This is a genomic window from Pseudomonas sp. yb_2 (assembly GCF_043103905.1).
GTDB classification, from domain to species: Bacteria; Pseudomonadota; Gammaproteobacteria; order Pseudomonadales; family Pseudomonadaceae; genus Aquipseudomonas; species Aquipseudomonas alloputida.
The window spans coordinates 1-24,544 of sequence record NZ_JBICKH010000028.1 but is presented as its reverse complement, the minus strand read 5'-3'; the positions used below and the strand labels follow the sequence as shown (position 1 = coordinate 24,544).

At 64.3% G+C, this 24,544-nt stretch carries 22 protein-coding genes; 8 read left to right on the top strand and 14 right to left on the bottom strand.

From position 1 onward, the window contains the following. The first annotated feature begins 12 nt into the window (after positions 1-12). The gene (locus ACF8FB_RS06320) at positions 13-432 is read left to right on the top strand and encodes a phasin family protein (protein WP_020191651.1); all 420 of its coding nucleotides are present in this window, start codon (positions 13-15) and stop codon (positions 430-432) included. A 10-nt stretch (positions 433-442) separates the two neighbouring features. Continuing rightward, positions 443-1,228, top strand: a complete 786-nt coding sequence (locus ACF8FB_RS06315; RefSeq protein WP_010955570.1) for a phasin family protein — start codon at positions 443-445, stop codon at positions 1,226-1,228. A gap of 111 nt (positions 1,229-1,339) precedes the next feature. Here the strand turns inward: ACF8FB_RS06315 and ACF8FB_RS06310 are convergent, their stop codons facing one another. From ACF8FB_RS06310 to gshB, 14 genes are all read right to left on the bottom strand, one after another. Further along, positions 1,340-1,954, bottom strand: a complete 615-nt coding sequence (locus tag ACF8FB_RS06310) for a TetR/AcrR family transcriptional regulator (protein ID WP_010955569.1) — start codon at positions 1,952-1,954, stop codon at positions 1,340-1,342. Between the two features lie 12 nt (positions 1,955-1,966). Then, on the bottom strand, positions 1,967-3,649 hold the full coding sequence (phaC, locus tag ACF8FB_RS06305) for a class II poly(R)-hydroxyalkanoic acid synthase (RefSeq protein WP_010955568.1): 1,683 nt from the start codon (positions 3,647-3,649) through the stop codon (positions 1,967-1,969). A 49-nt stretch (positions 3,650-3,698) separates the two neighbouring features. Continuing rightward, the gene (phaZ, locus tag ACF8FB_RS06300; protein WP_010955567.1) at positions 3,699-4,550 is read right to left on the bottom strand and encodes a poly(3-hydroxyalkanoate) depolymerase; all 852 of its coding nucleotides are present in this window, start codon (positions 4,548-4,550) and stop codon (positions 3,699-3,701) included. Between the two features lie 62 nt (positions 4,551-4,612). Continuing rightward, complete coding sequence (gene phaC, locus ACF8FB_RS06295; RefSeq protein WP_010955566.1) at positions 4,613-6,292, bottom strand: class II poly(R)-hydroxyalkanoic acid synthase; 1,680 nt, start codon at positions 6,290-6,292, stop codon at positions 4,613-4,615. 268 nt (positions 6,293-6,560) lie between these two features. Beyond that, positions 6,561-6,938: a gamma-butyrobetaine hydroxylase-like domain-containing protein gene (locus ACF8FB_RS06290; RefSeq protein WP_003249306.1), complete on the bottom strand. Its 378-nt coding sequence runs from the start codon at positions 6,936-6,938 to the stop codon at positions 6,561-6,563. Positions 6,939-7,104: 166 nt separating this feature from the next. Beyond that, positions 7,105-8,448, bottom strand: coding sequence for an ATP-dependent protease ATPase subunit HslU (gene hslU / locus ACF8FB_RS06285; RefSeq protein ID WP_003249308.1), 1,344 nt, complete (start codon positions 8,446-8,448; stop codon positions 7,105-7,107). A gap of 76 nt (positions 8,449-8,524) precedes the next feature. Continuing rightward, on the bottom strand, positions 8,525-9,055 hold the full coding sequence (hslV, locus tag ACF8FB_RS06280; protein ID WP_003249309.1) for an ATP-dependent protease subunit HslV: 531 nt from the start codon (positions 9,053-9,055) through the stop codon (positions 8,525-8,527). A 211-nt stretch (positions 9,056-9,266) separates the two neighbouring features. Then, entirely contained in the window at positions 9,267-10,538 is a 1,272-nt protein-coding gene (locus ACF8FB_RS06275) for a dihydroorotase (RefSeq protein WP_010955564.1), read from the bottom strand. After that, positions 10,535-11,539, bottom strand: coding sequence for an aspartate carbamoyltransferase catalytic subunit (locus tag ACF8FB_RS06270; RefSeq protein WP_003249311.1), 1,005 nt, complete (start codon positions 11,537-11,539; stop codon positions 10,535-10,537). The genes ACF8FB_RS06275 and ACF8FB_RS06270 overlap by 4 nt, the downstream gene beginning before the upstream one ends. Positions 11,540-11,551: 12 nt before the next feature. Continuing rightward, complete coding sequence (gene pyrR, locus ACF8FB_RS06265; RefSeq protein WP_392509438.1) at positions 11,552-12,070, bottom strand: bifunctional pyr operon transcriptional regulator/uracil phosphoribosyltransferase PyrR; 519 nt, start codon at positions 12,068-12,070, stop codon at positions 11,552-11,554. Positions 12,071-12,119: 49 nt separating this feature from the next. Continuing rightward, positions 12,120-12,545 carry a Holliday junction resolvase RuvX gene (ruvX, locus tag ACF8FB_RS06260; RefSeq protein WP_010955563.1) on the bottom strand — a complete coding sequence of 142 codons (426 nt, stop codon included), beginning with the start codon at positions 12,543-12,545 and terminating at the stop codon, positions 12,120-12,122. Then, a complete protein-coding gene (locus tag ACF8FB_RS06255; protein WP_003249318.1) occupies positions 12,545-13,114 on the bottom strand; it encodes a YqgE/AlgH family protein in 570 nt (189 codons plus the stop codon). The genes ruvX and ACF8FB_RS06255 overlap by 1 nt, the downstream gene beginning before the upstream one ends. 355 nt (positions 13,115-13,469) lie before the next feature. After that, positions 13,470-14,375: an energy transducer TonB gene (locus ACF8FB_RS06250; protein WP_014592660.1), complete on the bottom strand. Its 906-nt coding sequence runs from the start codon at positions 14,373-14,375 to the stop codon at positions 13,470-13,472. Between the two features lie 91 nt (positions 14,376-14,466). Next, on the bottom strand, positions 14,467-15,420 hold the full coding sequence (gshB, locus tag ACF8FB_RS06245) for a glutathione synthase (protein WP_010955561.1): 954 nt from the start codon (positions 15,418-15,420) through the stop codon (positions 14,467-14,469). 238 nt (positions 15,421-15,658) lie between these two features. Between gshB and ACF8FB_RS06240 the strand changes: the two genes are divergently transcribed. The 6 genes from ACF8FB_RS06240 to ACF8FB_RS06215 are packed head-to-tail and all read left to right on the top strand — an operon-like array spanning position 15,659 to position 24,515. After that, positions 15,659-16,060: a PleD family two-component system response regulator gene (locus ACF8FB_RS06240; RefSeq protein WP_010955560.1), complete on the top strand. Its 402-nt coding sequence runs from the start codon at positions 15,659-15,661 to the stop codon at positions 16,058-16,060. A gap of 47 nt (positions 16,061-16,107) precedes the next feature. Beyond that, positions 16,108-16,473 (top strand): twitching motility response regulator PilH, encoded by a 366-nt coding sequence (gene pilH, locus ACF8FB_RS06235; protein WP_003249327.1) that lies wholly within the window; start codon positions 16,108-16,110, stop codon positions 16,471-16,473. After that, positions 16,470-17,024 (top strand): chemotaxis protein CheW, encoded by a 555-nt coding sequence (locus ACF8FB_RS06230; RefSeq protein ID WP_010955559.1) that lies wholly within the window; start codon positions 16,470-16,472, stop codon positions 17,022-17,024. The genes pilH and ACF8FB_RS06230 overlap by 4 nt, the downstream gene beginning before the upstream one ends. 47 nt (positions 17,025-17,071) lie before the next feature. Beyond that, positions 17,072-19,096, top strand: a complete 2,025-nt coding sequence (locus ACF8FB_RS06225; RefSeq protein ID WP_232014163.1) for a methyl-accepting chemotaxis protein — start codon at positions 17,072-17,074, stop codon at positions 19,094-19,096. Positions 19,097-19,108: 12 nt separating this feature from the next. Then, positions 19,109-24,049, top strand: a complete 4,941-nt coding sequence (locus tag ACF8FB_RS06220) for an Hpt domain-containing protein (RefSeq protein WP_392511129.1) — start codon at positions 19,109-19,111, stop codon at positions 24,047-24,049. Beyond that, positions 24,042-24,515, top strand: coding sequence for a chemotaxis protein CheW (locus ACF8FB_RS06215; RefSeq protein WP_003249336.1), 474 nt, complete (start codon positions 24,042-24,044; stop codon positions 24,513-24,515). The genes ACF8FB_RS06220 and ACF8FB_RS06215 overlap by 8 nt, the downstream gene beginning before the upstream one ends. The last annotated feature ends 29 nt before the right edge of the window (positions 24,516-24,544 follow it).

The window sequence follows — 24,544 nt, the reverse complement described above, 5'->3', positions numbered from 1 at the left end:
GAGGTACACAGCATGGCCAAAGTGATTGTGAAGAAAAAAGACGAAGCCCTGGGCACGCTTGGCGAGGTGCGCGGCTATGCGCGCAAGATCTGGCTGGCCGGTATCGGCGCCTACGCCCGCGTGGGTCAGGAAGGCTCTGACTACTTCAAAGAGCTGGTCAGGGCGGGTGAAAGTGTCGAGACGCGCGGCAAGAAGCGCATCGACAAAGAGCTCGATGCGGCCAACCACCAGCTTGACGAAGTCGGTGAAGAAGTGAGCCGCGTACGCGGCAAGGTAGAAATTCAACTCGACAAGATCGAAAAAGCTTTCGACGCACGGGTCGGTCGCGCCTTGAATCGCCTGGGTATTCCGTCTAAACATGACGTTGAGGCGTTGTCGATCAAGCTTGAACAGTTGCATGAGCTGCTTGAGCGCGTCGCGCACAAACCATAAGGAGAGCAGGATGGCTGGCAAGAAGAACACCGAAAAAGAAGGCAGCTCCTGGGTCGGCGGGATCGAGAAATACTCCCGCAAGATCTGGCTGGCGGGGCTGGGTATCTATTCGAAGATCGACCAGGACGGCCCGAAGCTGTTCGACTCGCTGGTGAAGGATGGCGAGAAGGCCGAGAAGCAGGCGAAAAAGACGGCTGAAGATGTTGCCGAGACTGCCAAGTCTTCGACCACTTCGCGGGTGTCGGGCGTGAAGGACCGTGCGCTGGGCAAGTGGAGCGAACTTGAAGAAGCCTTCGACAAGCGCCTTAACAGCGCCATCTCGCGCCTTGGCGTGCCGAGCCGCAACGAGATCAAGGCACTGCACCAGCAGGTGGACAGCCTGACCAAGCAGATCGAGAAGCTGACCGGTGCTTCGGTTACGCCGATTTCGTCGCGCGCTGCAGCAACCAAGCCGGCTGCAAGCAAGGCTGCGGCCAAGCCACTGGCCAAGGCAGCAGCCAAGCCTGCGGCGAAAACGGCGGCGGCCAAACCTGCTGGCAAAACCGCAGCGGCCAAACCCGCAGCCAAAACCGCAGCGGAAAAACCTGCAGCTAAGCCAGCAGCCAAGCCTGCAGCGGCCAAACCTGCGGCAGCCAAGAAACCTGCGGTGAAGAAAGCTCCAGCCAAACCGGCAGCGGCCAAACCAGCAGCACCAGCTGCCAGCGCTGCGCCTGCAGCGACCACAGCACCGGCAACTGCCGCCACCCCGGCCAGCAGCACGCCGTCGGCACCGACTGGCACCGGTACCCTGATCTGATACCGCGTCGCCTTCTTCGCGGGTAAACCCGCTCCTACAAGATGCGCCAAACCTTGTAGGAGCGGGTTTACCCGCGAATGCGTCGGCTGCAACACTACATCTCCAGCAGGCCTACCCCTCCAGGTACTTCACTGCCAGCTGCTCCGCCGCCGCCCGGGCCTGGGCCTGCAGATGCGGCGCCACCAGCATCATCACCTGATACACCACGATCCCCACATCCCCCTCGCGCCCCAGCACACGCTGGTAATCCAGCGAGAACATCAGCGTCAGTGTGATCTGCTCGACCAGTTGCCCCAGCGCCTGGGTATCACTTTCTACCAGCCCCTGGCTCTTGAGGCTGGCCAACAGCGCCGCCAGCGTGCGTTTGATTGCATTGATCAGGCTGCGCATGCCTCGGGCGAGTTTGGGCAGGCGCCCGGTCAGGTTGGACAGGTCCTGGAACAGGAAGCGGTACTGAGCCATGCGCTCGACGATCAAGTGCAGAAACAGCCAGTAATCCTCTGCGTCCAGCCGCACCTCCAGCGGTGGGTCCAGCAACGGCATCAACGCTTCTTCAAAACGCTCGAACAAGCCCAGAACCAAGGGCTCCTTGCCATGGAAGTGGTAGTACAGGTTGCCTGGGCTGATGCCGAGTTCGTTGGCAATTTCCAGGGTGGATACGTTGGGTTCGCCCTGCTGGTTGAACAACTGCAGGGCGCATTCAAGGATACGATCGCGGGTTTTCATCCAGTCAGCAGCTCATCGGGTCAGCACGTAGGTGCCTGGCGCGGGGCCCAGCGGTGGGTAAGTGGCGTTGCCCAGTTCAGTGCGCGGTGCCTTGAGCAGGCCGGAGCGGGCGGTGATCCACTCCAGCCACAACGGCCACCAGCTGCCTTCACTGCGCTTGGCGTCGTGGAACCAGGCGCGTGGGTCGCTGCTCAGCTTGGGGTTGGCCAGGTAGTAGGCCTTGGGGTTGCCTGGCGGGTTGATGATGCTCTGGATATGCCCGCTGTTGGCCAGCACGAAGCGCCGCTCGCCACCCAGCAGCAAGGCCGAGCGGTACACCGCATCCCATGGTGTGATGTGGTCGTTGCTGCCGGCCACGGTAAAGCTGTCGATATTGACCTGCTGCAGGTCGATCGGCGTACCGCACACCTCCAGCCCGGACGCGTAGGTCAAGGGGTTGAGCTTGAAAAACTCCAGCAGGTCGCCATGCAGCGCGGCGGGCAGGCGCGTGCTGTCGGCATTCCAGTACAGGATGTCGAACGCCGGCGGGGTCTTGCCGAGCAGGTAGTTGTTGACCCAGTAGTTCCAGATCAGGTCGTTGGGCCGCATCCAGGCGAAGATCCGCGCCACTTCGCCACCGTCCAGCACGCCACGCTGATAGGAGCGTCGCTTGGCCGCTTCGATGGTCTGCTCATCGGCGAACAGGCTGGCCGGGCTTTCGAACTTGCTGTCCAGCAAGCTGACCAGATACGTGGCACTGCGCACCCGGCGCAATTGCTTCTTGGCTTGCAGATGGCCTTGCAGTGCGGCCATGGTCAGGCCGCCGGCACAGGCACCCATCAGGTTGGGGTCGCGGTTGCCGCTGATACTGCGGCAGGCATTGAGCGCTTCCTCCAGGGCTTGCACATAGCTGGAAAGGCCCCATTCACGGTGGCGTGGGTCGGGGTTGCGCCAGCTGACCATGAACACCTGCAAGCCGCTTTTGAGCATGTACTGGACGAAGCTGTTGGTCGCGCTGAGGTCGAAGATGTAGAACTTGTTGATCTGAGGCGGCACGACCAGCAGTGGGCGTGCGTGCTGCTTTTCGCTCATCGGCGAGTACTGGATCAGCTCCAGCAGCTCGTTGCGAAATACCACTGCGCCAGGGGTTGCGGCCAGGTTAACGCCCACTTCGAAGGCGCGCTCGTCCACCTGACGAGGCAGCCCATCGTTGTGACGCAGGTCGTCGAGCAGGTGAGCCACGCCGCGCACCAGGCTCTGGCCGCCGGTGTTGAACAGCTCCTTGACCGCCAACGGATTGAGCAGTGAGTTGCTGGGCGCCAGCGCATCGTTGATCAGGTTGAACAGGAAGTGGGCGCGGGCTCGATCATCGTCGTTCAAATGGCTTTCATCGATCCACTGGCGTGTCTGCTTCTGCCAGGCCAGATAGGCTTGCAGGCCGCGGCGGTAGAAAGGGTTCTGGCTCCAGGTCGGGTCACTGAAGCGTGCGTCACGCGGGTTCGGCTGGTAGGGCGTGTCCCCCAGCATCACCCGCCCCAACTGCCCGCCAAGCGCCAGCAGATGATGCGCGGTATGCAGCGGGTGGCGCAGGCCGTGGCGGCCGACGTTGCGCAGCGTGGAAAGCAGGTCGCGGCCGCGCAGGCCGAGGATGGCGTTCTGCACGTTCATGCGGGTGGCGGGGAGCGTTGTCGATCCTTTGGCCGGTTTGTCTGTCATGGCAACACTCCCTCGTCTGATCCATTTCCCCTGTCAGGCCGCAGCTGTTTCACCCCCCCGAGGCCGGACGGGGATGCATGACCGCACGCTGACGTTCTTCCTGCAGGAACTTCATGATGATCGGGGCGACGGCTTCGGCACGGGTGATCAGGAACAGATGGCCGTCGTCGATAATGTGTAGCTGGGCATTGGGAATCCGCCAGGCCAGCAGGCGCATGTTGATCAGCGGGATCAACGGGTCGTCGTCGCCAGCCAGTACCAGGGTGGGCTGCCGGATCTTGTGCAGCCAGTGGATGCTGGTCCAGCCGAGCCCTGCGAACAGCTGCCAGTAGTAGCCCAGCTTGCCGCCGGAGCGCACCTTGGCGGCATGGTGCATGGCCAGGTCGGGGTCACGTCGGAAGCCGCCGCCATAGATCATCGGCGCAATGCGGATGACATGCGATGGCTGCACGTAACGCCGGGGGCTGGCCATCATCCACAGCACCTTGGGCTTGCCTGGCACCATTACCGCACCGGCAGCGGTGGCGGCCAGCACCAGCTTCTTGCAGCGCTCGGGGTAATCGTGAGCAAACTGCTGGGCCAGGGCGCCGCCCCAGGACACGCCGATGACGTTGACCTGGCCGTAGTCGAGGTAGTCGAGCATCCGCGCGGTCAGCTTGGCCAGCCCAGGGAAGCGGTACGGGTTGCGTGGCGTAGACGAGCCGCCGACCCCGGGCACATCGAAGGCGATGACTTCCAGGTCCGGGTCAAGTGCATCGATGAACGGGAACACCAGCTCGAGGTTGGCGCCGATGCCGTTAAAGATCAGCAACGGCGTCAGGTGCGGCTTGCCGGGGCGAACAGCGGTGCGGATGGACTGGTTGTCCAGCTCGACGGTCCTGAAAATATAGGGTTGCGGCATGCACGTGACTCTTGGGTGAAGTAAACACCGTGGCGCCGTGCAGGCCGCCACGGCGCTGTAACTCAACGCTCGTGAACGTAGGTGCCTGGGGAGGCTTCGCCGGCGGCATAGGTACGGTTGCCCAGGCGGGTCGGTGCCTTTTTCAGCGCGCCGGCACGCTCGCCCAGCCAACTCTGCCAGTGCAACCACCAGGAGTCTGCATGCTTGATGGCATTTTCCTGCCAGGCCACCGGGTCACCCGGGCGATCGGCACCGGTCATGAAACGTGCCTTCGGGTTGCCCGGCGGGTTGAGGATGCTCTGGATATGCCCGCTGTTGGACAGTACGAATTCGATCTTGCCGCCGAACAGATGTGCCGAGCGGTAGCATGACGGCCATGGGGTGATGTGGTCGTTGGTGCCGGCGAGGCTGTAGATGTCGCATTTGACCTGTTTCAGGTCGATCGCGGTGCCGCACACTTCCAGGGCGTCGGGGCGGGTCAGCGGGTTGCTCTTGAACATTTCGATCAGGTCGCCGTGGAAGGCGGCCGGCAGGCGCGTGGTGTCGTTGTTCCAGAACAGGATGTCGAACACGGGGGGCTCATTGCCGAGCAGGTAGTTGTTTACCCAGTAGTTCCAGATCAGGTCGTTGGGGCGCATCCAGGCGAACACCTTGGCCATTTCGCTGCCTTCCAGCACGCCCGCCTGATAGGAGTGGCGCTTGGCGGCCTCCAAGGTCTGCTCGTCGACAAACAATGCAACCTGGTTGTCCATGGTGGTGTCCAGCACGCTGACCAGCAGGGTCAGGGCATTGACCTTGTTCTCGCCAATGGCGGCATAGTGGCCCACCAGTGCGGTACAGGTGATGCCGCCGGAGCAGGCGCCGAGCATGTTCAGGTCCTTGCTGCCGGTAATCGACAGCACCGCGTCGACGGCTTCTTTCAGCGCATCGATGTAGGTGGACAGGCCCCATTCACGCTGGGCCTTGGTCGGGTTGCGCCAGCTGATGATGAAGGTCTGCTGCTGCGAGCGCAGGCAGAAGCGCGCCAGGCTCTTTTCCGGGCTGAGGTCGAACACGTAGAACTTGTTGATCTGCGGTGGCACCACCAGCAGCGGACGGGCATGCACCTGTTCGGTGATGGGGCTGTACTGGATCAGTTCCAGCACATCGTTGCGGTACACCACCGCGCCTTCGCTGGTGCCCAGGTTCTTGCCCACTTCGAAGGCATCCATGTTCACCTGGCTGGGCATGCCGCCGTTGTTGACCATGTCCTTGGCCAGGTTGGACAGGCCATCGAGCAGGCTCTTGCCGCCGGTTTCGAAGAAGCGTTTGACCGCAGCCGGGTTGGACAGGGTATTGGTCGGCGCCATGGCCTCGGTCATCAGGTTGATGACGAACTGGCCGCGGCTGATGTCCTGGGGGGACAGGTCGCTGCTGCTCACCCAGTCCTGCAGCTCCTTGCGCCAGGCCAGGTAGGTTTGCAGGTAGCGGCGGTACAGCGGGTTGTTGCTCCAGGCCGGGTCATTGAAGCGACGGTCGTCGCTGTCCGGGGCCAGGCTGGATTTGCCCAGCAACACGTTCTTCAGCTCCAGGCCAAAGTGAGCCACATGCTTGGCGCTGTGCAGCGGTTGGCGCACGGCCTGGCGCAGCACGGTGCGTGCCGAGCTCAACAGGTCCTTGCGGCGGATGCCGATGACCGGGTTCAGCCCCAGGGTGTTTTCCGAGGCCTGCCGCTGTAGCTCATCGTTGTTCTTGTTACTCATCTACGACGCTCCGTTGTCCTGAGACGAGTACCGGTTGCTGTGGCGGGTGCACAGCCCTGAGCCCGGTACTGCTACTCGGGTGACCAGTGATAAGGAACAGCGGTGCTGCGTGGGTTCTGCCGACCTGCAAAGTCATGCAGGGAACTTGCCACACCCATTGGTTACCCGACTTTCGTGTAATGCGCAAGACAGCCCTTCACTGGGCTGTCTGCAAGTCATTCAAACAGATGAATTTAGAAAATGCGCTCTAAACCCCGCAGGCCTTGCGCTAGAGCATGAGCTTGACCACAGATTCGGCTGGGTCGCGGGATTTGCCGGCCTTGTGCAACTCATCGAGGTATTCTGCCCACAGTTGTTCCTGGCGCAGGCACAGTTGCTCAAGGTATTCCCAAGTGAACAAGCCGCTGTCATGGCCGTCGTCGAAGGTCAGTTTCAGTGCATATTGGCCGGCAGGTTCCAAGCCACTGAGGCCGACGTTGATCTTGCCGAACTGCAGGATGGGGTTGCCGTGGCCCTGGACCTCGGCGGAGGGAGAGTGCACGCGCAGGAATTCGGCGGGCAGGTGGTAGACCTCGCCGGGTGCGTAGGTGAGGCTGAGGGTCTTGGAGGCTTTGTGCAGGTTGATGGCGGTAGGCAGGCGGGCCATGGGCAGAATCTCTCGGGAGCTGATGAAGCACAGCTTCCAGCTTATGGGGGAGGGATTCAAGGGCCTCTTCGCGGGCAAGCCCGCCCCTGCACGGATCACCACAGGCCCAAGGGATGGGGTGACATGTGCAGGAGCGGGCTTGCCCGCGAAACTGTCGAAACCGGTCTTACAGGATGTAACGCGACAGGTCTTCGTTCTGTGCCAGCTCACCCAGGTGGCTGTTCACATACGCCGCGTCGATCTGGATCGGCGCTTCGTCATGGGTGCTGGCCAGGTCGCCCGCACTGAACGACACCTCTTCGAGCAAACGCTCGAGCAGGGTGTGCAGGCGGCGGGCACCGATGTTTTCGGTCTTCTCGTTGACCTGGTAGGCAATCTCGGCCAGGCGCTTGATGCCGTCGGCGAGGAACTCGATGTTCAGGCCTTCGGTCTTCAGCAATGCCTGGTACTGCTCGGTCAGCGACGCGTGCGGCTCCTGCAGGATGCGCTCGAAGTCTTCCGGGGTCAGTGCCTTGAGCTCGACACGAATCGGCAGACGGCCTTGCAGCTCGGGCACCAGGTCGCTCGGCTTGCTCAGGTGGAATGCACCCGAGGCAATGAACAGAATGTGGTCGGTCTTGACCATGCCCAGCTTGGTGTTGACGGTGCAGCCTTCGATCAGCGGCAGCAGGTCGCGCTGTACGCCTTCACGGGACACGTCGGCGCCGCCAACGTTGCCACGCTTGGCAACCTTGTCGATTTCGTCGATGAACACGATACCGTGCTGTTCGACTGCTTCCAGGGCCTTGGCCTTGAGCTCTTCCTCGTTGACCAGGCGGCTCGCTTCTTCATCGCGAACCATCTTCAGCGCTTCTTTCACCTTCAGCTTGCGCGCTTTGCGTTTGCCCTTGCCCATGTTGGCAAACAGGCTCTGCAGCTGGTTGGTCATTTCTTCCATGCCAGGCGGCGCAGCAATTTCGACACCGACGGCATCGGCCACTTCGATCTCGATTTCCTTGTCGTCCAGCTGGCCTTCGCGCAGGCGCTTGCGGAATAGCTGGCGGGTGTTGGAGTCGCTGCTGGTCTGTGCGGCTTCTTCGCTGAAGCTGGTGACGCGTGCCTGGGGCAGCAGGGCGTCGAGGATGCGGTCTTCGGCGGCGTCTTCGGCGCGGTGGCGCACGCGGATGATTTCCTGCTCGCGCAGCATCTTCAGCGCGGCATCGGCCAGGTCACGGATGATCGACTCGACGTCGCGGCCCACGTAGCCCACTTCGGTGAACTTGGTGGCCTCGACCTTGAGGAACGGCGCGTTGGCCAGTTTGGCCAGCCGGCGGGCGATTTCGGTCTTGCCGACGCCGGTAGGGCCGATCATCAGGATGTTTTTGGGGGTGACTTCGGCACGCAGCTCGGCAGGGAGCTGCATGCGCCGCCAGCGGTTGCGCAGGGCAATGGCCACGGCGCGCTTGGCGTCGTCCTGGCCGATGATGTGGCGGTTGAGTTCGTGGACGATCTCGCGGGGGGTCATGGACATGATCAATACGGTCCTTGGGCAGGTGAGTCAGCGTGGAAAAGCCCCTTCACCGGGAAGGGGCGCCAGAACAGCTGAATCAGTCGGCCAGGTCCTGCTCCTCGATGGTCAGGTTGTGGTTGGTGAACACGCAGATGTCGCCGGCGATGTTCAGGGCGGTCTCGGCGATTTCGCGGGCCGAGAGGTCGGTCTTGTTCAGCAGGGCACGGGCTGCGGCCTGGGCATAGGCGCCGCCGGACCCCATGGCGATCAGGCCATCTTCGGGTTCGACCACGTCACCGTTGCCGGTGATGATCAGGGATGCATCCTTGTTGGCCACGGCCAGCATGGCTTCCAGGCGGCTCAGGGAGCGGTCGGTACGCCATTCCTTGGCCAGCTCGACGGCGGCGCGTACCAGGTGGCCCTGGTGTTTTTCCAGCTGACCTTCAAAGCGCTCGAACAGGGTGAAGGCGTCGGCAGTGGCGCCGGCGAAGCCCGCGATGACCTGGCCGTGGTACAGGCGGCGCACCTTCTTGGCGTTGCCTTTCATCACGGTGTTGCCGAGGGATACCTGGCCGTCGCCGCCCATGACGACTTTGCCGTTACGGCGGACAGAAACGATTGTGGTCAAGGGGAGAGTCTCCACGCAGCGGGGCGAAAGTGCCTGATGCAGACTCATATGGGGGTGGGGGGAAGGATTTCAACCGGGGGGGATGAATGGTCGCGCTTGGCGGGGGGACTATGTGAAGGCATTCGCGGGCATGCCCGCTCCCACAGGGTTACCACATGCCTTGGAATTGTGGTGATCCTGTGGGAGCGGGCGTGCCCGCTAAGCATGGTACTCAGGCCTCGTGGCAGATGTGGCCATCGACCAAGGTATAACGCACCGCGCCCGGCAGGCAGTGGCCGATGAACGGGCAGTTCTCGCCACGGGAGAACCATTGTTCGCCAGCAACGGTGGACGCTTGCGGGTCGAACAGCACCAGGTCGGCCGCGCCACCCACTTTCAGCTCACCGGCCGGCAGGCGCAGGGCGGCAGCCGGGCCGCTGCTCAGGCGGGCCAGCAAGGTCGGCAGGTCGAGCAGGCCGTCCTGCACCAGGGTCATGGCCAGTGGCAGCAGCAACTCGACGCTGCTGATACCCGGCTCGGTGGCGCCGAACGGGGCCAGCTTGGCGTCGCGCTCGTGCGGCTGGTGGTGGCTGGAGATGGCCTGGATCACCCCCGACTTCACCGCCTCGCGCAATCCGTCACGGTCGGCAGCGGTGCGCAGCGGCGGCTGCACGTGGTACAGGCTGGAGAACTCGCGCAGCGACTCGTCCGTGAGGATCAGCTGGTACAGCGCTACATCGGCGGTTACCGGCAGGCCCAAGGCCTGGGCCTGGGCGATCAGCCGCGCGCCACGGGCGCTGGTGATCTGGCTGAAGTGCGCACGCACGCCGCTCTGTTCCACCAGCAGCAGGTTGCGCGCCAGGGCCACGGTTTCGGCGCTCTCCGGGATGCCCGGCAGGCCGAGGAAGCTGGCCATGGCTCCTTCGTGGGCCAGGCCGCCCTGGGCCAGGTCGCGGTCCTGGGAGTGGAACACCACCGTCAGGTCGAAGGTGGCGGCATACTCCAGGGCGCGGGCCAGGGTACGGTTGTTGGGGATTTCCTTCAGACCGTTGCCAAACGCTACGCAACCGGTGTCACGCAGGGCCACCAGTTCGGCCAGTTGCTCGCCCTCCAGGCCCTTGGTCAGGGCGCCGACCGGGTAGACCTTGCTGTTGGCGGCTTCGCGGGCGCGGTCAAGGATAAGTTCGGCTACCGCCGAGGTGTCCAGCACCGGCTTGGTCTGTGGCGGGCAGCACAGGCTGGTGACACCGCCGGCAACGGCAGCGCGGGTTTCACTGGCGATGTTGCCTTTGCGGCTGTAACCCGGCTCGCGCAGGGACACGCCCAGGTCAACCAGGCCGGGCGCAGCGACCAGGCCATCAGCCTGGATCGTGCGGCTGGCGCTGAAACCGGCCGGTGCGGCGCCGATGGCGACAATGCGGCCGCCGTCCAGGTGCAGGTCGGTGACCTGGTCCAGGCCGCTGTTGGGGTCGATGACCCGGGCGCCGAGAATACTGATGGTCACTGGGCGTTCTCCTGGTCCAATTGACGTTGCGCGTTCTGCCCGCTCATGGCCATGGACAGCACGGCCATGCGCACGGCGATACCGTAGGTGACCTGGTTGAGGATCACCGAGTGCTTGCCATCGGCAACCGCCGACTCGATTTCCACGCCACGGTTGATCGGGCCCGGGTGCATGACGATGGCGTCAGGCTTGGCCCCGGCCAGGCGGGCGGTCGTCAGGCCGAACAGGCGGTAGAACTCACCTTCGCTGGGCAGCAGGCCACCGGCCATGCGCTCACGCTGCAGGCGCAGCATGATCACCACGTCGACGTCTTTCAGGCCTTCGGCGAGGTCGGTGTAGACCTTTACGCCGTACTGCTCGATACCGATCGGGATCAGGGTTTTCGGCCCGATCACGCGGATGTCCGGGCAACCCAGCGCTTTGAGCGCGAGCATGTCGGAACGGGCCACACGCGAGTGCAGGATGTCGCCGACGATCGCCACGGACAGGTTTTCGAAGCTGCCTTTGTGACGGCGGATGGTGAGCATGTCGAGCATGCCCTGGGTGGGGTGCGCGTGGCGGCCGTCACCGCCATTGATCACGGCCACTTCCGGGCACACGTGCTCGGCAATGAAGTGCGCGGCGCCGGAGTCGGAGTGGCGTACGACGAACATGTCGGCGGCCATGGCTTCGAGGTTGCGCAGGGTGTCGAACAGGGTTTCGCCCTTGCTGGTCGAGGAGGTCGACACGTTCAGGCTGATCACGTCGGCCGACAGGCGCTGGGCTGCCAGTTCGAAGGTGGTACGGGTACGGGTCGAGTTCTCGAAGAACACGTTGCACACAGTCTTGCCGCGCAGCAACGGGACTTTTTTCACAGCCCGGGCACCGACTTCCAGGAAGGAGTCGGCGGTGTCGAGGATCTCGGTGAGCAGTTCGCGGGGCAAACCGTCAAGCGAGAGGAAGTGGCGCAGCTGGCCCTGATCATTGAGCTGCAGCGGGCGCTTGGCGTCGATTGGCGTCATCGCGGGGGACTCTTAAAGGGCGGAAGCGGAGGCGAGGTCCTGGCGCTCGAGGGCGAGCGGTGCGGGTCCGGTCAATTTTACCCGTTCATGGGCGCCCAGCGACAGGGTGGCGCCGAGCACGTTCGGGCGAATCGGCAGTTCGCCGGCATCCAGGTCCAGCAGGCAGACCAGGGTGACGCTGGCCGGGCGGCCGTAATCGAACAGTTCGTTGAGCGCCGCGCGGATGGTGCGACCGCTCATCAGCACGTCATCCACCAGCACCAGGTGCTGGCCTTCGACCTCGAACGGCAACTCGGACGGGCGCACTTGTGGGTGCAGGCCGTTCTGGCTGAAGTCGTCGCGGTAGAACGACACGTCCAGGGTGCCCATTGGGCTGGTGTCGCCCATGGCATCCTGCAGGGCCTGGGCAACCCAGACGCCGCCGGTGCGGATACCGATGTAACGGGGCTCGGTGATTGCCCGGCGCGTCAGGTGGGCACGAAGGTCGACAGCCATCTGCCGGATCAGCTCGGCGGGATTGGGTAGGCTCATTGCGGGCTCCTCGGAAGGGTGCGCCGGGTGGGCCCGGCGGCAAAGATGATCAGGTATTGGCCTCCAGCCAGCCTTGCAGCAACAAGGCGGCGGCAATGGCATCGACCGGGTTGTCGCGGTAGCTGCCACGCTGGCCGCCACGGGCCATGCGCTCGCCTTTGGCCTCGAAGGTGGTCAGGCGCTCGTCGTGTGTGTGCACGGGCAGGTTGAAGCGGCCGTTCAGGCGGCGGGCGAACTTTTCGGCGCGGGCGCTCATTTCGCTGGGTGTGCCGTCCATGTTCAGCGGCAGGCCGACGACAATGGCATCTGGCTTCCATTCGGCAATCAGCTTTTCCACCTGGGCCCAGTCCGGTACGCCGTTCTGCGCCTTCAGGGTGCACAGTTCGCGGGCCTGGCCGGTAATCACCTGGCCGACGGCCACGCCGATCTGTTTGCTGCCATAGTCGAAGCCCAGCAGCAGGCGTAGATCAGCCATCAGGCGTGGCCCGCCTGGCTGGTCAGCAGGTGCAGGTTGATCCCCAGGCTGGCGGCCGCAGCCTCAAGGCGCAGGTCGCTGGCCATGCCGAAGACGATTTCCGGGTCGAACGGGCAGTTCAGCCAGGCGTTGTCGGCCAGTTCCGCTTCCAGTTGGCCCGCTTCCCAACCGGCATAGCCCAAGGTGATCAGGCTCTGTTTCGGGCCCACACCGGCGGCGATAGCCAGCAATATGTCCTGTGACGTGGTCAGCGACAGCCCTTCCAGCGCCACGCTGGCCTGGAAACTGCACTCGCTGCTGTGCAGCACGAAGCCGCGGTCGGTTTGTACCGGGCCGCCCTGGTAGATCGGCACCTGCAAGGTGCTGGCCGGCGGCGTTTCGTCCGGGCGCAGTTGCTCGAGGATGTCGGCCAGGCTCAGTTCCTGTGGTCGGTTGACCACCAGGCCCATGGCGCCATGCTCATTGTGCTCGACGATATACGTGAGGGTCTGGGCGAAGTTCGGATCGGCCATGTGCGGCATGGCGATCAGGAACTGGTGCTTGAGGTAGCTGGGTGCGAGGGTTTTCATGGGGGATAGTGTGGCGCCAGGTGGCGAGACTGACAAGGTGCGGATTTGTGTCGTCTGGTTGGCGCTTGTCGTGAGGTTTTTGGCGCCTTTGAAATCGAGCGCCGCCCGCGCGGCGCATCGCGAGCAAGCTCGCTCCTACATTTGTTTCGGGCCAGTCACGCCTGTGTTGCCGGCGCGCGGCCGCCTTGTTTGTACCCTTCGATATCGAGCCTTGCGCCAAGTCGGTCGCGCGCGATGGGCACAGGATTCATTGGCCCGAAACAAATGTAGGAGCGAGCTTGCTCGCGATGCGCCGCGCGGGCGGCGCTCGATATCCGCGCTAGCCCACCCCGAAAGCCCTACACCAAGGCTAAACTCAGTTACTGGACAAACGGTCCCCACGGGCAAAGCGCCAGGTGCGGATGATCTCCAGCCGGTCGAACTCGGCCAGATCCCCGGTAAACGGTGCAAACGGCGCGGCCAGCCGCACGATGCGTTGCGCCGCCTGGTCCAGCACGGGCTGCCCGGATGATTCCAGTACCAGCACCTCGTACAGCGAGCCATCGCGGTTGATCGACACCATCATGCGCAAGTTGCCGTAGATCTGCTGTCGGCGTGCTTCGTCGGGGTAGTTGAGGTTACCCACGCGCTCGACCTTCTTGCGCCACTCTTCCTTGTACCAGGCGCCCTTGTCGCGCATGGTCGACGCGGCGTTCAGGCGATGGATGCGCGGGCGCTTGGCGTACATCTGCTGCTCGTTGGACAGCTCCGCCTCCAGGCTGGCGATCTGGCTGGACAGCTGCGAGCTGTCGAAGTCCGGCGCCGGCGCGGCTGGCTTGGGCTGCGCCTTGCTTTCCTTGGGTTTGGGCTCGACCTTGTGCGGCTTGGGCGCCGTCGTCACCACTGCCGACTTTTTCGGGGGAGGGGGTGGGACCACCTCGGGCCTGGCCGCAGGCGGTGGGGTGATCTTGTTGATCTTGCTGTCCTGGAACGGCGCCAGCTCGGTGGTCTTGGGCACCGCTTTCTTGTCCAGGGTGCCGCTGCCTTGCTGGTTGTCCTGGGCCTGGAAGTCAGCCTTCTCGGGCGGTTTCTCGCTCTTGAAGGTGGCCAGGGTGATGTCCATGGTGTGGCGGATTTCGGCAGGCTTGACCACGGTGAAGCCGACGCCAAGGATCAGCGCCAGGTGCACCAGCGCAGCCAGGAACAGGGTGAAGCCAAGCCGGTCCGCAGGGCGAACACGGGGAGGCAGCAGGTCGGCAGGGACGTCAGCGGGGTGCGTCATCAGGTATCCAGCAACCGCAGGGCGGGGCAGCAGCTCAGTCGAATAGGACCGGCATCATACCCCACTCTACGGCTTTACTTCGCGTTGGCTGTCAGCGTGCCTTTAGCTTGCGATCAATGGCATCCATCAGCTTGCCACCGATATCGGTGTTGTAGGCGGCATCGATTTCGCGGATACAGGTGGGGCTGGTGACGTTGATTTCGGTGAGGTAGTCGCCGATCACGTCCAGGCCAACGAACAGCAGGCCCTTCTCGCGCAGCGTCGGGCCGACCTGAGCGGCGATCCAGCGGTCGCGCTCGGTCAGTGGGCGGGCTTCGCCACGCCCGCCTGCGGCCAGGTTGCCACGGGTTTCGCCGCTGGCCGGAATGCGTGCCAGGCAATAGTCCACTGGCTCGCCATCGATCATCAGGATGCGCTTGTCGCCGTCCTTGATTGCCGGCAGGTAAGCCTGCGCCATGATCTGCTGGGTGCCCAGTGCGGTCAGGGTTTCCAGGATCACCGACAGGTTGGGGTCGCCAGCCCGGTGACGGAAGATCGACGTACCGCCCATGCCATCCAGTGGCTTGAGGATCACGTCGGCATGCTTGGCGGTGAATTCGCGAATGATGTCCGGGCGGCGGCTGACCAGGGTCGGGGTGGTGCATTGCGGGAACAGCGTGGCGAACATCTTCTCGTTGCAGTCGCGCAGGCTTTGTGGGCGGTTTACCACCAGTACGCCGTCGTTCTCGGCTTGTTCCAGCAGGTAAGTGCTGTAGACGAACTCCATGTCGAAGGGCGGGTCCTTGCGCATCAGGATCACGTCCAGCTCGGCCAGCGGGCTGTCCTGCTCCTCGCCCAGTTCGAACCAGCGTGCAGGGTCGGCAAACACCTTCAGCGGGCGCATGCGGGCGCGGGCCTTGCCTTCGCCCTGATACAGGTCTTGCTGTTCCATGTAGAACAGGCTCCAGCCGCGTGCCTGGGCGGCCAGCAGCATGGCCAGCGAGCTGTCCTTCTTGTAGGAGATGGACGCGATGGGGTCCATCACAATGCCGAGGCGAACGCTCATGGGTGGTCCTCTTGGCGGCAGGTGGCCGCGGTGGATCGAAAGAAAAGTGGCTCAGGGTGGCGCCGCGAACGCCGACGGTCAAGGGGCGCGGCAGATGGAATGGCCACCCGGAGTATGCTAAAAATGCAGCTGCAAGCCTTGAGCTACAAGCCTCAAGAAAAGAGCATCCATGCGCCGAGCTGCTTTCTTGCAGCTTGCCGCTTGCAACTTGCGGCTTCAATCCTACTGGTAGGCGTCTATGGAACAACCCCTGAAGGTGATGGTGATCGACGATTCCCGCACGATCCGCCGCACCGCGCAGATGTTGCTCGGTGAAGCGGGCTGCGAGGTGATCACCGCCAGCGATGGCTTCGATGCCCTGGCCAAGATCGTCGACCATCAGCCCAGTATCATTTTCGTCGATGTGCTGATGCCACGCCTGGACGGCTACCAGACCTGCGCGGTAATCAAGCACAACAGTGCCTTCAAGGACACCCCGGTTATCCTGCTGTCGTCCCGCGATGGCCTGTTCGACAAGGCCCGCGGGCGGGTGGTCGGTTCCGATCAGTTCCTGACCAAACCGTTCAGCAAGGAAGAACTGCTCGACGCGATCCGCGCCCATGTGCCCGGGTTTGCCGCACCTCAACAACACGCACCCTGACCGAGCCCCGCCATGGCGCGGTCCTACTTTCCTGATGGGGAAACAGCATGGCCCGAGTTCTGATTGTCGACGACTCGCCGACAGAGATGTACAGATTGACCGAATGGCTGGAAAAGCACGGCTACCAGGTGCTCAAGGCCAGCAACGGTGCCGACGGCGTGGCCCTGGCCCGGCAGGACAAGCCCGACGCGGTGCTGATGGACATCGTCATGCCTGGCATGAACGGCTTCCAGGCCACCCGCCAGCTCAGCAAGGACCCGGACACCAGCGCTATTCCAGTGATCGTGGTAACCACCAAGGACCAGGAAACCGACCGTATCTGGGCCACGCGCCAGGGTGCCCGTGACTTCCTGACCAAACCGGTGGAAGAGGAGGCGCTGATCGCCAAGCTCAAAGAAGTGCTGGGGGCTTGACCACCCGCCCGCAAGGCGCGTCGCTGACCGCCTTTGAGTTGTTGCTGGACATCGACCGGCGCTGTCGCCTGCTGGTTGCCGACCAGCCGCCGCAGGACAACCGCGTGCAGCAGTGGAGCGGCATTGGCTTTCGCATTGCCGGGCAGTGGTTCGTCGCGCCCATGGGCGAAGTGGCCGAGGTGCTGCGCGAGCCGCGCAGTAGCCGCGTTCCCGGCGTGCAGCCGTGGGTGTGCGGGGTGGCCAACCTGCGTGGCCGGCTGTTGCCGGTGATGGACCTGAGCTGCTTCTTCGGCCTTGGCCACGCCGCACCGGGCAAGCAGCGGCGAGTGCTGGTGCTGGATCACGACGACCTGTTCGTCGGTTTGCTGGTCGACGAGGTGCTGGGCCTTCAGCACTTTGCCCTCGACAGCCTGCAGCTGTCGCCGCCGCAGCCGCTGATCCCTGCCGCTGCACGCTTTGTGCAGGGGTATTTTCCGCGTGAACGTAACTGGGCGATCTTCAGCCCCTTTGCCCTGGCCCAGGCGCCGGGCTTTCTCGATGTGGCGTTATAGGACCTGCGAACGTGAACAAGCCTGCCACCCCCGTCACTGCCACCACCGTGAGCCCACGTACCCGCAGCATCGCGCAGATCACCGTGCTGTTCCTGATCCTGATCCTTTCGATCATCTTGCTGTTCGCCAACTTTGCTTACCTGAATACCCAATCCAACTACGACAAGCAGTACATCGGCCATGCCGGCGAGCTGCGCGTGCTGTCGCAGCGTATCGCCAAGAACGCCACCGAGGCGGCCACCGGCAAGGCCCTGGCCTTCAAGCTGCTGTCGGATGCGCGCAATGACTTCGAACGACGCTGGGGTTACCTGCGCCAGGGTGACAAGTCCACTGGCCTGCCGCCTGCGCCACCTGCGGTGCGTGACGAGATGGAATCGGTACGCCGCGACTGGGAAAACCTGCGCAAGAACACCGACATCATCCTGGCCAGCGAGCAGACCGTGCTGTCGCTGCACCAGGTGGCAGCGACCCTGGCCGAGACCGTGCCGCAGCTGCAGGTGGAATACGAAAAAGTGGTCGAGATCCTGCTGCAGAGCGGTGCCCCGGCCAATCAGGTTGCGGTGGCCCAGCGCCAGCTGTTGCTGGCCGAACGCATCCTTGGCTCGGTCAACACCGTGCTGGCCGGTGACGACAGCGCCGCCCAGGCGGCCGACGCCTTCGGCCGTGACGCCGGGCGCTTTGGCCAGGTGCTGGAGGGCATGATCAATGGCAATGCGACAATCCAGGTCACCCGCGTCGAGGACGCCGACGCGCGTGCGCGGCTGGCCGAAATCGCCGAGTTGTTCCAGTTCGTTGCCGGTTCGGTGGATGAAATCCTCGAAACCTCGCCCGAACTGTTCCGTGTTCGAGAGGCCGCGGGCAACATCTTCAGCCTTTCGCAAACCCTGCTCGACGAAGCGTCGCACCTGGCGAACGGTTTCGAGAACCTGGCTGGCGGGCGCACCCTCGACACCGTTGGCGGCTATGTCCTGGGGCTGCTGGCGCTGGCCTCGATCATCCTCATCGGCCTGGTCATGGTGCGCACCACCAACCGCCAACTGCGCGAGACCGCAGAAAAGAACGAACGCAACCAGCAGGCCATCATGCGCCTGCTCGACGAAATCGAAGAGCTGGCAGATGGCGACCTGACGGTGACCGTATCGGTGACTGAAGACTTCACCGGTGCCATTGCCGACTCGATCAACTATTCCGTGGACCAGTTGCGCGACCTGGTCGCCACCATCAACCACAGTGCAGTGCAGGTCGCCGCCGCCGTGCAGGACACGCAGAACACTGCGCGGCAACTGGCCAAGGCCTCCGAGCACCAGGCTGCACAGATCAGCGAGGCCTCCGAGGCGGTGGGTGACATGGTCGAGTCGATCGACCGGGTTTCGGCGCATGCCTACGAATCGGCCAAGGTGGCCGAGCGTTCGGTGGCCATTGCCAACAAGGGCAACGAGGTGGTGCACAACACCATCAACGGCATGGACAACATTCGCGAGCAGATCCAGGACACCGCCAAGCGGATCAAGCGTCTGGGCGAGTCCTCACAGGAAATCGGCGACATCGTCAGCCTGATCGACGACATTGCCGACCAGACCAACATCCTCGCCCTGAACGCCGCCATCCAGGCCTCGCTGGCCGGTGAGGCCGGCCGCGGCTTTGCCGTGGTTGCCGACGAGGTGCAGCGCCTGGCCGAACGCTCATCGTCTGCCACCCGCCAGATCGAGGCGCTGGTGCGTACCATTCAGGCCGATACCAACGAAGCGGTGATCTCCATGGAGCAGACCACCGCCGAAGTGGTGCGTGGCGCACGCCTGGCCCAGGATGCCGGGGTGGCGCTGGCCGAGATCGAAGGGGTGTCGCAGAACCTCGCCGACCTTATCCACAGCATCTCCGACGCTGCCCAGTTGCAGACCTCGTCGGCCGGGCAGATCTCCCACACCATGGCGGTGATCCAGCAGATTACCGCGCAAACCTCTGCCGGCTCCGGTGCCACTGCCGACAGCATCCGCCACTTGGCCCGCATGGCCAGCGAGATGCGCCGTTCGGTGTCCGGTTTCACCCTGCCACCCCCTACCGAGCCGCGTTGAGGAATAGTGACCATGGCTTCTGCAGTAAGCCCCGAGCGTCACGAAACAGTGGCGCTGGCCTGGACCAAGGCCGCCATCCTCGATTGCCTGGGCCAGGCACGGCAGGCGCTGGAGCGCTTTGCCGGCGAGACGGGAGACCTGTCGATGATGGCTTTCGTGGTCGACAACCTGCACCAGGTGCACGGCTGCCTGCGCATGCTCGAACTGCGCGGCGCCACGCGCCTGGCGGAGGAGCTGGAGCTGTTTGCCAGGGCGTTGGCCGACGGCCAGGTCAGCCCCCGGGGTGATTGCCTGGGTGCATTGTTCCGCGGCCTGGAGCAGTTGCCCTCGTACCTGGAGCGGTTGCGCGGTGCTCGCCATGACCTGCCACTGGTGATGCTGCCGTTGCTCAACCAGCTGCGCGCCTGCCGGGGGGAGGAACCGCTGGCTCAGGCCAGCCTGATGACCGGCGCCGCCCAACGCTTCGCGGGTGACGATGACCTTGCCAACCTCGACCTGTCGCTGGGCAACTGGCGTGACCAACTGCAGGCCGGGTCGGGGCGCGATGCGCTGCGTTCGGTGGTGACTGCACTGTGCGATGACTTGATGCGCATCAAGGAGCGCCTGGACCAGTTCGGGCGCGGCGACCGTCAGCACCGCGAACAGCTCGATGCGCTGTTGGCGCCGTTGCGCCACGTGGCTGACACCCTGGCGGTACTGGGCTTTCAGCAACCGCGGCGGGTGATCATCGACCAGGTGCTGGCGTTGCAGGCATTGGCTCAGGGCGAGCGGGCGGTGGACGACGCGGTGTTGATGGATGTGGCGGGGGCTCTGTTGTACGTGGAAGCCTCCCTGAACGGCATGGTCGGCCCTTTGGAGGAAAACGGCCAAGGCAGCCTGCCGGGCTCGGACCTGGCCGAGATACGCCAGCTGGTGCTGAATGAATCGCTGAACGTGTTGCAGCAGGCCAAGGATCTGATCGGCGATTACCTGGAGTCCGACTGGCCGCGGCAACGCCTGCAGCCCTTGCCGGGGCTGTTGCAGCAGATCCGCGGGGCATTGGCCATGTTGATGCTGCCCGCCGTGGCCGAGCTGTTTGTCGGCTGCGCAAGCTATGTGCAGCGTTGGTTGCAGCACCTGGAGGAAGAGCCGCCGATTGATGAGCTGACGCACTTGGCCGAGGCACTGAGCGCTGCCGAATGCTACCTGCAATGGCGGGCGGCAGACCCGCTGGCCGATGGCCAACCCTTTATCGAGATGGCACGGGCCAGCCTGGCGGCGCTGGGTGTGCAGTGCGCGGTGGTCGGGGCATGCCCAGACCAGGACGGCAATGGCGATGGCATCGATGATGAGCTTCGCCAAGTGTTCCTTGACGAGGCGGGCGAACTGCTGCCGGAAATCGAGCGCCACTGGCTGCGCTGGCGTGCCGACAACCAGCAGCGCGAGGCACTGGGTGAAGTGCGTCGCGCGCTGCATACACTCAAAGGCAGCGGCCGCATGGTCCATGCCGAGGCGGTGGCTGAACTGGCCTGGGGCGCCGAGCACCTGCTGAACCGGGTGCTCGAGGGCCGCAGCGTGCTCAGCCCGGAAGGGGTTGTAGCGCTGCAGCAGGTGTTCGTTCACCTGCCTGACCTGCTGGCCGACTTTGCCGCCGGCCAGTTGCCGCAACTGACTGAAATCGAGCAATTGGCCGGGCATCTGCACAGCCTGGCCGAAAACGATGCCCCGGCGGCTGCCGGTGTCGATGGCCTCGATCCGCAGTTGCTGGGCATTTTTCGCAGCGAGGCGCAGGGCCATCTGGCCAGCCTTGAGGTTTATCTGCAAAGCACCGGCGGCCACGACACGCCGGTCAGCGATGACTTGCAGCGTGCCTTGCACACACTCAAAGGCAGTGCCGCCATGGCCGGTGTGATGCCGGTGGCCGAACTGGCCACTGCCTTCGACCGCCTGGCCCGTGAGTACAAGGGCCATCAACTGCCACTGCAAATGGCCGAAATGGAATGGCTGGAGGCTGCGCGGTCGTTGTTCCATCTGGGCTTGGCGCAACTCGATAGCACGCCCCTGGCCGCCATCCCCGGTGCCGCGGAACTGATCGAGCAGGTTGGCCAGGCCGTGGACCGCCGCCTGGCCAGCCTGCATGAAGACCCGCACCATGCCGGCCGCAGCAAGCGTGATCCGCAGTTGGTCGCCAGCTTCCTGGCCCAAGCCATGGACATCCTGCTCGATGCAGAGACGTTGTTGTCGCGCTGGCAGCAACAGCCCGGCCAGCGTGACGCTCTGGATAACCTGCTCGACCAGATGACCACCCTGGGGCACGCTGCGCACCTGGCCGACCTGTGGCAGATGGATGACGTGTGCGAGGCGTTGCTGGACCTGTATGGCGCTGTGGAGGAGGGCAGCCTGCCTGCCGATGCCCGCTTCTTCAGCCAGGCGCAGCGGGCCCATGAAGCCTTGCTGGACATGCTGGACGAAGTGGCGGCCGGGCAGGATATTCCACCGCGCCCGGAGCTGGTCGACCGTCTGCGCAACCTGCTGGACCAGGCCCTGGCGCCAGATGCCACCGGCCTGGTGGGCATCGATACGGTCACACCACTGCACCCGGACATGGACCTGTCCGATACCTTGGGGTTGCCACGCCCGCCGTTGCAGCCGCAGGTGGCCGAGCCGCTTGCCGAGGAGCCGGAAAGCCCCGGCGAAGAGCTGCTGGAAGTGTTCCTGGAAGAAAGCTCGGACATCGTCGAGAGCGCCGCGGCGGCCCTGGCGCGCTGGCAGGCCGACCCGCGCAGCAGCGTCGAGGTGGACAACCTGATGCGCGACCTGCACACCCTCAAAGGCGTGGCGCGCATGGTCGAAATCACCCCGATCGGCGACCTGGCCCACGAACTGGAGTTCCTCTACGAGCTGTTGGCTGCGGGTAGATTGCCGCCAAGTGCGCCACTGTTCGCACTGCTGCAAAACTGCCACGACCGGCTGGCGCATATGCTTGACGCTGTGCGTCTGGGGCAGCCGCTGCATGCCGCTACAGCGCTGATCGACTACATTCGCAACTTCAGCAGTGCCGCACTGACAGACAGTGCCGCGGGCCAGGGGCCGCCAGAAGCTGCCACCGCCGAAATACCGGCAGCAGCGCCAGAGCGGGCACCGGGTGACATGGTCAAGGTCGACGCCGAGCTGCTCGACGACCTGGGTAACCTGGCAGGCGAGCACTCGATCATCCGGGGGCGCATCGAGCAACAGGTCAACGACGCGCAGTTCGCCCTCAACGAGATGGAGACCACACTCGAGCGCATGCGTGATCAGTTGCTGCGTCTGGATGTCGAGACCCAGGGGCGAATCTCCAGCCGGCAGCAGTTCGAAGGCGATGCCTATGACGACTTCGACCCGCTGGAAATGGACCGCCACTCCCAGCTGCAGCAGCTGTCACGGGCCCTCTTCGAGTCTGCCTCGGACCTGCTCGACCTGAAGGAGACCCTGGCTCAGCGCGCTCAGGAGGCCTACAGCCTGCTGCAACAGCAGGCGCGGGTGAACAGCCAGTTGCAGGAGGGCCTGACGGCCACCCTGATGGTGCCGTTCGAGCGCCTGGTGCCGCGCTTGCAGCGCGTGGTGCGGCAGGTGGCCAGCGAGTTGGGCAAGCAGGTGGAACTGGTGGTTGGCAATGCCGAGGGCGAACTGGACCGCAGCGTGCTGGAACGTATGGTGGCGCCGCTGGAGCATATGCTGCGCAACGCCGTTGACCACGGCCTGGAAAGCCGCGCAATGCGCCTGGCCGCCGGCAAGCCGGAGCAGGGCACCATTCACCTGAATTTGCTGCATGAGGGCGCCGATATCGTCATCGAAATGACGGATGATGGTGCCGGCGTGCCCCTGGAGGCGGTGCGGCGCAAGGCCATCAAGCGCGGCCTGCTGGACCCGCAGGCGCAGTTGAGTGACCACGAGATCCTGCAGTTCATCCTGCGGCCAGGCTTTTCCACCGCCGAAAAGATCACCCAGATTTCCGGGCGCGGGCTGGGCATGGATGTGGTGCACGAGGAGGTCAAGCAACTGGGTGGCTCGATGAGTATCGAGTCGGCGCAGGGCAAGGGGGCGCGTTTCCTGATCCGCCTGCCGTTCACCGTGTCGATCAACCGTGCGCTGATGGTGCACCTGGGCGAAGAGCAATACGCCATTCCGCTCAATACCATCGAGGGCATCGTCCGCGTGCCACCTGCCGAGCTTGCGGCGTGCTACCAGCTGGACTCGCCGCGCTATGTCTATGCCGGCCACGAATACGAGCTGCGCTATCTGGGCGAGTTGCTGCAAGGCCTGCCGCGCCCCGCGCTGCTGGGGCAGAGCGTGCCGTTGCCGGTGCTGCTGGTGCATTCCAAGGAGCAGTCGTTCGCCATCCAGGCCGACAGCCTGTCGCCCAGCCGCGAGATCGTGGTGAAAAGCCTGGGGCCGCAGTTTGCCGCGGTTGCCGGGTTATCGGGGGCGACACTGCTGGGCGATGGCCGGGTGGTGCTGATTCTTGACCTGCTGGGCCAGCTGCGCGGCCAGCAGCGACGGCTGGCCCGCTTGCCTGGTGGCGGTAGCCAACGCCAGTTGCTTGGCCCGGCGCCGCGCCGTGCCTTGCTGGTGATGGTGGTGGACGATTCGGTAACCGTACGCAAGGTAACCAGCCGCCTGCTGGAGCGCCACGGCATGAGCGTGCTTACGGCCAAGGATGGTGTAGATGCCATGGCCCTGCTGGAAGAGCACCGGCCCGACGTGTTGTTGCTGGACATCGAAATGCCGCGCATGGACGGCTTCGAGGTGGCCACACGCATCCGCCGTGACGCACGGCTGAAAGACTTGCCGATCATCATGATCACCTCGCGTACCGGGCAGAAGCACCGGGACCGCGCCATGGCCATCGGCGTCAACGAATACCTGGGCAAGCCGTACCAGGAATCGCTGCTGTTGCAGAGCATCGCCCATTGGAGCCAGGCCCATGCTTGAACTGATTTCCGGCCAGCGCAGCAGCCTGACCGGGCTGTTGCTGCCGTTGGGCGACCGCACGCTGGTGTTGCCCAACGTGGCGGTGGCCGAGTTGAGCGGGCAGCGTAACCTGGTGTGCCAGCATGGCGACCCCGCCTGGCACCTGGGGTGGATCGACTGGCGTCAGCAACGCCTGCCGTTGATCGGTTTCGAGGCCGCGTGCGGTGGTGAGACGCCGTGCGGCGAGCGGGCTCGCGTGGTGGTGCTCAATGCGTTGGGCGATACCGGTTTGCGCTACCTGGCGCTGTTGCTGCAGGACATTCCGCGCTCGTGCAAGCTCGACAGCCAGCTGAACTACGTGGATGTGGCGCTGGGCAGGTTGGAGCTGGCAGCGGTGCAGGTGGGTGAGCAGGTGGCGCGGGTACCGGACCTGGTCGCATTGGAAAGGCTGGTGCGTGACGCGGATCTGCAACCTGACCTTGGTTAGGATGTGAGGCGCAGGGCCTGGTGGTCTGG